The sequence below is a fragment of the Planktothrix sp. genome, assembly GCF_046067725.1.
Lineage (GTDB): Bacteria > Cyanobacteriota > Cyanobacteriia > Cyanobacteriales > Microcoleaceae > Planktothrix.
Map to the genome: position 1 here is coordinate 1 of NZ_JBJUDF010000059.1, position 11,223 is coordinate 11,223.

Annotated in this window: 10 protein-coding genes; 5 read left to right on the forward strand and 5 right to left on the reverse strand. The window is 38.5% G+C overall.

The window, feature by feature from the left end; all coding sequences use genetic code 11:
- Both ACKPEB_RS03420 and ACKPEB_RS03425 read right to left on the reverse strand, forming a co-directional pair.
- Positions 1–345, reverse strand: a 345-nt coding sequence (locus ACKPEB_RS03420; protein ID WP_408963389.1) for a nucleic acid-binding protein, incomplete at its 3' end; no start/stop codon positions are given.
- A gap of 18 nt (positions 346–363) precedes the next feature.
- A complete protein-coding gene (locus ACKPEB_RS03425; RefSeq protein WP_408963390.1) occupies positions 364–702 on the reverse strand; it encodes a hypothetical protein in 339 nt (112 codons plus the stop codon).
- A gap of 358 nt (positions 703–1,060) precedes the next feature.
- Here ACKPEB_RS03425 and smc point away from each other — a divergent pair, with 358 nt between their 5' ends.
- Complete coding sequence (smc, locus tag ACKPEB_RS03430; protein ID WP_408963391.1) at positions 1,061–4,717, forward strand: chromosome segregation protein SMC; 3,657 nt, start codon at positions 1,061–1,063, stop codon at positions 4,715–4,717.
- Positions 4,718–4,856: 139 nt separating this feature from the next.
- Here the strand turns inward: smc and ACKPEB_RS03435 are convergent, their stop codons facing one another.
- Positions 4,857–5,825, reverse strand: coding sequence for a CHAD domain-containing protein (locus ACKPEB_RS03435; protein ID WP_408963392.1), 969 nt, complete (start codon positions 5,823–5,825; stop codon positions 4,857–4,859).
- A 50-nt stretch (positions 5,826–5,875) separates the two neighbouring features.
- Complete coding sequence (locus tag ACKPEB_RS03440; protein WP_408963393.1) at positions 5,876–6,400, reverse strand: hypothetical protein; 525 nt, start codon at positions 6,398–6,400, stop codon at positions 5,876–5,878.
- A gap of 240 nt (positions 6,401–6,640) precedes the next feature.
- Between ACKPEB_RS03440 and ACKPEB_RS03445 the strand changes: the two genes are divergently transcribed.
- The 3 genes from ACKPEB_RS03445 (at position 6,641) to ACKPEB_RS03455 (ending at position 10,505) form a co-directional block, all read left to right on the forward strand.
- Positions 6,641–7,936, forward strand: coding sequence for an APC family permease (locus ACKPEB_RS03445; protein ID WP_408963394.1), 1,296 nt, complete (start codon positions 6,641–6,643; stop codon positions 7,934–7,936).
- Positions 7,937–8,163: 227 nt separating this feature from the next.
- Positions 8,164–9,564, forward strand: coding sequence for an NYN domain-containing protein (locus tag ACKPEB_RS03450; protein ID WP_408963395.1), 1,401 nt, complete (start codon positions 8,164–8,166; stop codon positions 9,562–9,564).
- A 263-nt stretch (positions 9,565–9,827) separates the two neighbouring features.
- Complete coding sequence (locus tag ACKPEB_RS03455; RefSeq protein ID WP_408963397.1) at positions 9,828–10,505, forward strand: SDR family oxidoreductase; 678 nt, start codon at positions 9,828–9,830, stop codon at positions 10,503–10,505.
- A 71-nt stretch (positions 10,506–10,576) separates the two neighbouring features.
- Here the strand turns inward: ACKPEB_RS03455 and ACKPEB_RS03460 are convergent, their stop codons facing one another.
- On the reverse strand, positions 10,577–11,047 hold the full coding sequence (locus ACKPEB_RS03460; RefSeq protein ID WP_408963396.1) for a hypothetical protein: 471 nt from the start codon (positions 11,045–11,047) through the stop codon (positions 10,577–10,579).
- A gap of 17 nt (positions 11,048–11,064) precedes the next feature.
- Between ACKPEB_RS03460 and petN the strand changes: the two genes are divergently transcribed.
- Entirely contained in the window at positions 11,065–11,154 is a 90-nt protein-coding gene (gene petN, locus ACKPEB_RS03465) for a cytochrome b6-f complex subunit PetN (protein ID WP_071782645.1), read from the forward strand.
- The last annotated feature ends 69 nt before the right edge of the window (positions 11,155–11,223 follow it).

Genomic DNA, 11,223 nt, shown 5'->3' on the forward strand with positions numbered 1-11,223 from the left:
TTGAGCCGCTAAAATCATATCAGCATCCAGAGCATTATTATCGGCTGTGGGTTTTCCTGCCTTTCGTGCCTCTGCCCAAAATTGCGCGGCTAATAGCATTGTTTCCGTTGTAAGGGGTAAATATCGTAAGACTGATTTTAATTGATTAAGCTTGTTGATACTAGCTTCTTTATTAACTCGTATTAATTCTCGCCTCAGTTCATAGTCAACAATTTCCGGTAACACAATAATTTCATTCTGAGCCAGTAAATTTTCTAGCCATAATTGACAGTTTAAAGCGCTTGCCGTTGCTTTAGGATGAGAAATCATTCCCAAAGGTGCAGAATCTAAAAAAATTAGTCTCATAATCGGATTAATATTAAATTATTCATTAACTTCTAAGGCTTTAGCAAGAATTGCCCACGTTTCTTTTTGTTCCTGGTCATCATCTGCTTCTCTCCATTGTCTTAGTAATTCAATAGCAGCCTGATTTTTTTGAGTTTGTTCTAATTGTTCTTCCTCTGAGTCGCTGATTTCATTTTCAGCAGAATGATCTAATCCGATCGCTTCTCGAAATGCGTGCAGAATTTGGAACAAATGAAACCAATATTCTCTAGGAGTTTTTTGGATTTCGGTTAATAATTCCATAAAGGACACTTCAGAGCTAGTTTGAGTCATCGGTTCAGACTGACTAGGTTGAGGGTTAGTGAGAATGGAAGACATCTTATCACCTACTTTTGAGAAAACTTATAATCAATTATAGTTGATTATAAGCGATCGCTATCTTCCCTATTCCCCAATTCAACTGTAAAATTTTTAAACAATTCTATTATTAAATCCCTAGTAGACTAAATCCGGTTAAATTTTGCTGGGTTTAGCTAATTTAAAACAATTTGTTTGCCCAGATGAAATCAGTTTCAACGCGATGAACCGATGACTGAGGACAGATAACTGTGTTACTGTAGTTGAAAAATGCCCATTACCTTGCTTGATTAACCCTAAACTGATAATATTATTGATTCTTCCGACAACTACCCCCTTGAGTTGTCCCCACTAAGATGATTCATCTACATCCGCCCAAATGGTTCATATTAAGCGCGTCGAACTGACTAACTTTAAATCCTTTGGTGGGACAACAGCAGTCCCATTACTACCGGGTTTTACGGTCATTTCTGGGCCGAATGGTTCGGGTAAATCAAATATTCTGGATGCGTTATTATTTGCTTTGGGATTATCCTCTTCTAAAGGAATGCGGGCGGAACGTTTACCCGATCTCGTGAATAACGCCCAAAGTCGCAAAACCACCGTTGAAACCGTTGTAACGGTGACGTTTGACTTGTCAGACTATGACGGCGAACCTTTGGGAAGAAATAATGATGAGATGAATAATGGTTTATCCCCGGAAATGGAAGAGTTAGGGGAAGAAACGGGATTAGAAATTGAGACAGAGACAGGCAAGATGCGTGTTTCACTGGGAGTTCCAGTTGATTTAGAATGGACAATTTCGCGGAAATTAAGAGTTACAAAACAAGGAACTTATACCTCGACTTATTATATTAATGGGGAAGCTTGTACTCAAACGGAACTGCATGAACAGTTAAATAAACTGCGTATTTATCCCGAAGGATATAACGTGGTTTTACAAGGAGATGTGACGGGTATTATTACGATGAAACCCCGTGAACGTCGAGAAATTATTGATGAGTTGGCGGGGGTGGCTTCCTTTGATCGAAAAATTACTTTAGCGAAGGAAAAATTAGATGCGGTTAAGGATCGAGAAGAACGCAGTCGTATTGTAGAACAAGAATTAATTGCCCAACGCGATCGCTTAGATAAAGATCGTTCAAAAGCTGAAAAATATCAACAACTTCGAGAAGAATTTCAACAAAAAAGTCAGTGGGAAACGGTTCTTAATTATCAAACGTTACAACATCAACAAGGACGACTACGGGAACAAATAGAAGCCGATGATCGCACGTTAACGGAACTGAACGAACAACGTCAACAAAAAGATCAACAAATTCACACCACCTCGGTACAACTCGAAGAACTCAACGCTCATGTTAAGGCGATGGGGGAAGAAGAACTCATCGCCCTTCAGTCGAGTTTAGCCACCGAAGAAGCCCAACAGCGTCAACTCCAAACCCGGTCTGCGGAACTGGAAACCGCCCTGCAACAAACCGTTACTCAAATTCACCAAACCGAACAAGAACTGCGTCAACAATATCAAACCCTGGATACTCTAGCCATTGAAAAAGACCAGGAAACCTTAAATTTGGGTCAACGCCAACGGGAACGGGACACCCTGCAAGTCACGGTCGAACGCAGTCGGGAGGCGACGTCTCAGGTCGCCCAACAAGCCGAAAGCTGGATGGTGCAACAAACGGAACTGCACCGTCAAATTGAAACCTTACAAAAAACCCTTGATCCCCATCGCACCGAACAAGCGCGGCTGCGGGAACGAGTTGACCAACTGCAAAAGCAACTTTCCGAACAGCAACACTCTATTACGACCTTGGCTGAGGAGTTATCGCAAAAAACAATAGCCCTGGAAACGGCGACCACTCAACGGGATGCGACGTCTCAAGAGGTGACAACTCTAACCCAACAGGTGACAGAGGCGGAAACCAACTTACAGGTACAACAGGAAACCCAAACCCGTCTGTTACAGGAACAACGGGAACGTCAGCGCAAATTGGATAAATTAGAAGCGCAACACCAAGCCCAACAAGAGGCGACGGGAAGTTATGCGACTAAAATTATTGCTCAGTCGGGTATTTCCGGGCTTTGTGGGTTGGTGTGTCAGTTGGGACAAGTTGAACCCCAATATCAGTTAGCCTTGGAAACGGCGGCGGGTGCGAGGTTGGGTCATATTGTGGTAGAAGATGATAGTGTGGCGGCGGCCGCAATTGAATTTTTGAAGCGTCAACAAGCGGGACGAGCAACGTTTTTACCGTTAAATAAAATTCAAGGAAATCGTTCTAATCTTCCTAATTTAGCCACAATGCGAAACTTGCCAGGGTTAATTGATTTAGCGGTAAATTTAATCGAATATGAACCGCGATATCAAGATATTTTTGCTTATGTTTTTGGTAATACTTTAGTGTTTAATAATTTAAGTAATGCTCGAAAAGTGTTAGGACAATATCGCATTGTAACTTTAGAAGGGGAATTATTAGAAACAACCGGAGCGATGACGGGGGGAAGTGTTTCCTCTCGGTCTACGTTACATTTTGGCACAGATCAAGGGTCAGCCGAAGCCAGAAATATTGCAGCATTGAAAGAACGGTTAGAGGAAATTGAACGAATTTTAGAACGGTGTAACCGTAGTATTGAAGAAGCGAGTCAAACGGTGAAATTGCGATCGCAACAACTCAACGAAGTTAGACAAACCTTGCGAGATCATCAACAACAAGTTTCCTTATTAGAGTCGGAAATTAAAACGTTAAGAAATCAACAGGAACAACTGCGATCGCAATTAGAAAAAAATACCCAAGAATTCAATACCGCCCAAATTCGCTTAAAGAATTTAGAGGCAGAAATTCCCAATTTAGAAACGAAATTACAACAAGATCGGGAAGTTTTAGCGCAATTAGAAGCCACCCATAGTCATAGTGAATGGCAACAACTTCAAGGGGTATTAAGAACCCAAGAAACCGAGTTACAACAAAAAGACAATGCCCTAAGAACTGTGCAACAACGGTTAATTGAAATTGAGAATCAACAAACCCGTTTACAGGATAAAATTCAAGAGGGAAATCAGAAATTAGAAGCCATTCGTCAAGAACAGAAATCCATAACACAAAAGTTAGAAACTGTCAAGGTTCAATTAGCAGAAATTTATCAAAAAATACAACAAACCCGTGTAAAAGTTTCTCAAGTGGAAGCGAAATTAGGAGAGGAGAAAAAACAACGGGATCAGGTTGAAAATCTCTTAGGAGAATTGCGGTTAGCCAAACAACAATTAGATTGGCAAATTGAGAAATTACAAGAAACTCAACAGGGACGACGGGAACAATTAACAATTAAATTAGAACAAATTGCGGCTATTCGCTCAGAACTGCCTGAACCGTTACCGAATCTTCCTAATAATTTAGATTTAGCCGCGTTACAACGGGATTTGCGATCGCTCCAAAAACGTATGGAAGCCTTAGAACCTGTAAATATGTTAGCGTTAGAAGAATTTGAACGCACTCAAACTCGGTTAGAAGAATTAACCCAAAAATTAACCACCTTAGAAGGAGAAAGAACCGAATTATTATTAAGAATTGAGAATTTTACCACCTTACGCCGTCGCGCTTTTCAAGAAGCTTTTGATGCCGTTAATGAGAATTTCCAAACGATTTTTGCTCAACTCTCTGAAGGAGATGGCTATTTAGAAATTGATAACCCAGAAGATCCCTTTAGTAGTGGGTTAAATTTAATTGCTCACCCCAAAGGAAAACCCGTTCAACGGTTAACCTCAATGTCAGGAGGTGAAAAATCTTTAACGGCTTTAAGCTTTATTTTTGCGCTACAAAGATATCGTCCTTCCCCGTTTTATGCTTTTGATGAAGTTGATATGTTTTTAGATGGAGCGAACGTGGAAAGATTGGCAAAAATGATTAAAAGTCAAACCGAACAAGCTCAATTTATTGTTGTTAGCTTACGGCGTCCGATGATGGAAGCGTCTCAACGCACCATTGGTGTTACCCAAGCCAGAGGTGCATTCACCCAAGTTTTGGGAATTAAACTTTAAAACTTGCTCAAGATTGTGAAATTTTATAGTAGAAATTAATCTCAAGCTTGATCTATTTTCTGTTCCTAATTCTTGATTCTGATTGAAACGAGTTAAGGCAATCCCAATCAATTTGAAAGGGTCAATTTTATTCTGTCCTTCATGGATTGTTTTTACTCGTAACAGGGTGCAGCAATTCTATGTGAAATCCATAGCGGGTTTCTGATTTTAAATACTGATGTCGCAATTGTTCCCATTCTTGCCAATATTGATAGCGATCCTGAGCTAATAAATTGACAAAATTAGGAAGTTCAGACTTGAGATTGGATGATATTTCTTGGGTTATTTTTTCTTCTAAAACTAAAGTGTCTTGAATCTTCCCTAAACATCCTTGGATGGCTTTTAAACCTTCTAAATAATCTAAATATTTAGAAGAATAGAATCCCGTAAATAAATCCATTTGATAGCGAACTTGCTTAGTTTGCCTTCTTAAACTGTGCAATAATTTTCCCTGTTTATTCAAAATCTCTTCTAAGATTTTTAAAGAAATAGAATCAATTTGAGTGTAACCGATGTGCCAACCTGGATGTAAGAATAATTCGCTAATTTGGGGAAGTAACAAATCAGGCAGAACTTCATTAATTGAAAAGCCATCCCAAGAGGTAAAGCGGGGATTCTTAACCCAATCTTTTAAATCTTTTTTTAAGTTTTTGTAGATTTTATGATCTAAAATCCAGGCTACAACTCGAAGAGCTTTGTAACGTTGTTTCACCCAATGAATTAATATATTATCTAAAGTTTCTTGTTCGGAAACCGATAAATAAGAATAATAACGATTTTGTAAGATTTCTAATAATACATCTAAATCTCGTAATTTTTCAAAACGTCGTGAAATGTCATCGATATTTTGATATTCAGCCGAGTCAGGTAAGTATAAAACTCGACCTAATATAATAATCGTAGCACGTAACCTTCGCATTTCTACCCGCATTTGATGGAGTTCTTCAGGATGATCATCTTTTAAAATTTCAGATTCATGATGGCTCAATGTTTCCAGATGTTGTTTGATGGTTTTTACTGCCCAATACCCTAAAGTATGGGTTTGAATATGAGTTGTTGTTTCAAGCATATATTGAACTCCTAAATAAAATTAAAACCTAGCAAACTGTGAGTTTTTGATTAAAAATTTCCTAAATTCGATTTGACTGTGATATCAATACTTTGCCACCAGTTTGAGTTCGATTGATAGGATGATAAATATTTTTGATATCCTAATCTCAATCGTTCTTGCCTTTTATACCATAAATTAGGCTTATTTCCTGCCGGAAATAGATAGAAATACTGATCCAAAGCTAAATTATAGGCAAGCCATAGGGGAAAAATTAAATCTAAATTTTCGGATTCTAATTCTCCTAAAAACTGTTCAATAATGCCCTTGAGTCTTTCTAATTGCTGTTGTGCTTTAAAACTTGATAAAGAAAGTGGGCTAAGAGCTTGATTTTTGAGATTAAAATATTTTTGTCTTCCTTCTGATAGAAAAACATGAAAAAGGTCGTCACTCTTGATATTTTTTTGTGAAAAATTAAATAACTCTATTTTTTCTTTTGTACTAAAATATTCCTGATTCTTGACTAAAATACAAATAGACGTAATGACATCGACAAAAGCAAAGTATAGACTGTATATTTTTGCTGTATTGTCCATAGAGTCTCCTCTGAGAACATCCTTTGTCCCTGAATTTATCTATTCAAACTCTATCATAAATTTTTAGGGTTAAAATTGGGTTAAAAATTTATTAAATTAAACTAAATTTTCCAGAATTAAGAAAAGTTTCAATTTGCTAATTTTATGTGTTAACTCTTAAAATAACTTAATTTTGTAATTCAAATTACAATGGAGTTAAGCTAAGATCTGATCAAATTCTAAATTAAGGATAAATGGATCATGTCAGATGAGAAATCTTCATCTCTGAAGCGAGAGATTGGAGTGATAGGGGCGATTGGGATGGGGTTAGGTTCTATTATTGGAACTGGGGTGTTTGTTAGTATTGGAATTGCCGCCGGACTGATAGGAACCTCTGTGGTTTTAGCGGTTGTTCTGGCGGCATTTGTCGCGATTTGTAATGGATTAAATAGTGCTCAACTGGCGGCAAATCATCCCGTTAGTGGCGGAACTTACGAATATGGTTATAAATATCTCAATCCAGGGTTAGGATTTATCGCAGGTTGGATGTTTTTGTTAGCTAAAACCGCTTCAGCAGCTACGGCTGCATTAGGATTTTCCGGTTATTTCATTCAACTATTCGGTCTCAGTTCTAAGTTATTAATTCCCCTGGCACTGTTCAGCGTTTTTGTCCTCACGGTTATCGTTTTCAATGGCATCCGGCGCTCGAATACCGCTAATTTAATCATCGTTTCCATCACGATATTTTCTTTATTATTTTTTATAATTTCCGGTTTACCCTTAGCATTTTCATCAACAGGATTGAACCATTTTTTTCCGGTTTTTCCCGCCACTCCTGCTGCCATTCCTAACCTTTTGCAAGCAACTGCATTAATGTTTGTTGCCTATACCGGATATGGACGAATTGCCACTATGGGGGAAGAAGTTAAAGACCCGGAAAAAACCATTCCCCAAGCCATGATTATTACCTTATTCATTTCAATGTTACTGTATTTAGGAGTCGCGTTAGTTGCTGTTGGAGTTGTTGGTTCTGAAGCATTAAGTTTAGCAACTTTAACCGCAGCACCCTTAGAACAAGTTGCTAATCACTTGGCTTTACCGGGTAGTAATGGGGTGATTGCATTGGGGGCGATGACGGCGATGTTAGGGGTTTTATTAAATTTAATTTTAGGGTTATCTCGTGTTGTATTTGCCATGGGAAAACGCCACGATATGCCTCGATTTTTATCTCGACTTAATACAACTCAAACCACGCCTACTTTTGCGGTTATTTCGGTAGGAATTGCGATCGCACTTTTAGTGTTAATGGGGAATGTAAAAACCACTTGGTCATTTAGTGCCTTTACGGTTTTAATCTATTATTTTATTACGAATTTAGCGGCTCTCAAATTGTCACCCGAAGAACGACTTTATTCTCCTATTTTAGCTTATATCGGTTTAGGAGCTTGTCTATTCTTAGCCTTTTGGATTGAACCCCAAATTATATTTTTAGGAATCGGATTGATGGTAATCGGTTGGATTTGGAGACTGATCATTCAATATTCAATGGAATCATAGTTATTGTTTCAAAACACAACAAATCTTCAATGGTCTTGTATCACAGAAGATTCGGGATTTCTCAGCTTTGAAAACTCCTGGCTTTTGTCTGAGACGACACCCCAAAACGATGAGCTCCCCTACCCCCTGTCAACAGGAAGTTAAAATCTATAATCACCTATCTGTTTCGTTTTTCCCAAACGTGCTAACCTGAATAACACAAGACAACCCGTAGCCTAGTCAGGGTTATGTTTGAACAAATCAGCACAATTCAAGACAATGGAACCTCGCTTGTTCCGGCCATCAGTCACTATGTTTGTCGAACCTTAGTGAACTTTCATTATCAATATCCCCACTGGATTAACCCCCGTTATCGCCAGATTCCGTGGCAACAGGCTGAATATCAATCCTCACTGATTCGTCAACTCAATCAAGGATTAAGTCAAGTCAGACATCCAGAAGCACTGTTTGTTAAACTCAAAACGTATCTAAACCGTTTATTGAGTGCTGAATTCTTATGTTCTCCTGAGTATCAGGCCTTAATTACTAAACTCGAACAATTGAGCGACCCCGATATTGCGGTCTTGTTTGCGAATTATCCCTTCGTTGAAAAGTCTTCTCCTCAGTTATTATTTAATGGCATCAATTCCAGAGAAATTGGCATTAGTATTTTATTATTAGATGTCGAAAATCTGCCGTTAGATTTGGAAACGGAGAAATTTTTAGAAACCATTTGTTTATATCCAGTACAAATTAAAGTCGCCTTTGCCAATTGGCGCAGTATGGGAAAAAAAGATTTAGAATATCATCAACGCGGTTATCAATTAATTCATGTTCCCCCTGGAAAAGATAGTGCCGATTTAAAAATGTCAACGGTGGGATCATCGATTTTTGTTCACTATCCTACGGCCAAAGAAGTGTTAGTGTGTTCCTCCGACCAAGGCTTAACTCATTTATGCAATACCCTACAAAATCATGGGTTAACGGTTTATCAAGTGAGTAAAAATAAATCAAAAATTATCGTTTTAAATACCCGGACTGCTCAAATTAATACCTATTCCTTAGCTCCCGTGCCTCAAATTCCGACCTTAGATCAATTTATTACCCAATTACAAGAAATTATCAAAATAGAACAAAAACGTTCCCATTGTCAATGGATTAAACTCAATCGAGTTGCTTTATTATATAAAGAAACGTACCATTTAACCATTAGCCAAGTGGTTACTTCCCATTTTTCCGATTATCAAGCCAGAGATATTTTTATCAAAAACCCCCATTTGTTTGTGGTGCATCAATCTTCAGAAAAATCGCCCAGTTATGTGACTTTATTTGAAATTCAACCCTCTTTAACCCAAACTACGGCTTTAACCGAGGCGGAATTTTCTCAACTTCCGGTGATTGAATCTTTAGATGATTTGGAGAATGCCTTAATTGAAATTATACAGGAATTAACCTTAAATTCTCCTGATGATCATGTTTCATTATCTATATTAGGCAGTCAATTTAATCGCAAATATGGTGTTTCGATTACCCAAATTATTAAAAAGTTAAGATTAGGGGGAAATTTTCAAAAACTCTTACATTTAAGTCATTCATTTAACTTAGAAAAAACGGAAAAGGATTGGAGAGTCAAATTAAATTCTCCCTAGAAAAACCCTGGCTTTGTTATGATCTTGGGCAAAGATTTAAGAATTTTATATGAATTAAAAGTGTATCAATTTAGAAGATGCTAATAGTTAAAGGGAATAGGGAACTGCGATTGACTGGGAACAGGGAATTAGAAATGTGTCAATAATTATGTTGGGGTACTGATATGAAATCCTGAAATTGATCATACAAATTTTCCATACCCTGTTCCCTCCACCATGATATATAGTGATCTATGGAAGATAGCATTCAATCGTTAAAATCCATGAATCGGGAATCTTATATTTTTGTTGCAGGTGCGAGTCGAGGTGTGGGCCGAGAAGTCGTGAAATCTCTCCGAAATCAACAAATCAACGTCAAGGCCTTATTGAGAACACCGGATACTCAACCTGAGTTGGAAGGGATGGAGGTGCAGGTGGTACGGGGAGATGCCTTAGATATCATAGCCGTTGAACAAGCCATCTTAGGGCCAGAACCGATTTCAGCCGTGATTAGTACCATTGGAGGTTTACCCAAAGATGGAGAACGGGCGGACTATTTGGGGAATAAAAATTTAATTGATGCGGCGGTAAAAGCGGGGGTGAAAAAGTTTATTTTAGTTTCTTCCATTGGAAGTGGGGAAAGTGTGGTAGCCTTACCTCCCCAAGCGTTGGAAACGTTAAAATCCGTTTTGTTGGAAAAGGAAAAAGCCGAACAACATTTAATCAATAGTGGATTAACTTATACGATTATTCGTCCGGGGGGATTAAAATCGGAACCGGCAACCGGAAATGGGGTGTTAACGGAAAATTACCGAGTCGCAGGAACCATTCATCGGGCGGATGTAGGTCAGTTGGTTTGTGATTGTTTATTCTCGGATTTAGCCAATCGTAAAGTTTTGTCCGCCATTGACCGCAATATGGCTTATGGTGAACCGAATTTCGAGGTTTTGAATTTCAGTTAAATTCAGAAAAACATTGTTGGGCTTCAGTCTGAAGAATAGAGATCTCAAGTCCAACAATGAAGTGATAGATTTTAACGAAAGGATTTGATCCAGCTTTTTTGTAAGGCTTGATCTAATATTAATCCAACAATTGCAAATAATAATAAATTTTCTCCCGCTAGAATCGCAATCTGTTTTAGGGGGGTTTGGGTCTGAAGTTGGAGTTCGATTTCTGCTAAGGCGCGAACCAGTCCAAAGGCGAAAATTCCGCCTAATTTTAATTGAGGGTTATCGTCGCCGCGAATAATATACCGATAGGTGACACCAAACAAAAACCCACTCACAGCCGTTAAGGGCACAGAAACAAGGATATTGAGGGGTTGGCTCCACAGCCACAGGTTCAGGCTGCTGAGAAGCATTTGGGTGAATCCGATACAGAACCCGGCTAACACACCTGCTTTGAGAGATTCTAACCGTTCAGCCGCCGTAAAATTTGAGGAGGGGTTCAGATTCATGCGATCGCTCCGTTTAACGTTATGATCTACACTGGAGTTATTTTGCAACGTTTTTTTACATCACTATGGATATTGTCTCACTCGGTTGGGTTTCGTTGTTAGTGCTGTTTACTTTTTCAATTTCAATGGTGGTTTGGGCACGTAACGGATTCTAACGTTTATTCCCACAAACCCTAACCTAAAATTCCTAGAGGCGCGCCTAGGTGCGTCTCTCAAAATTTTTT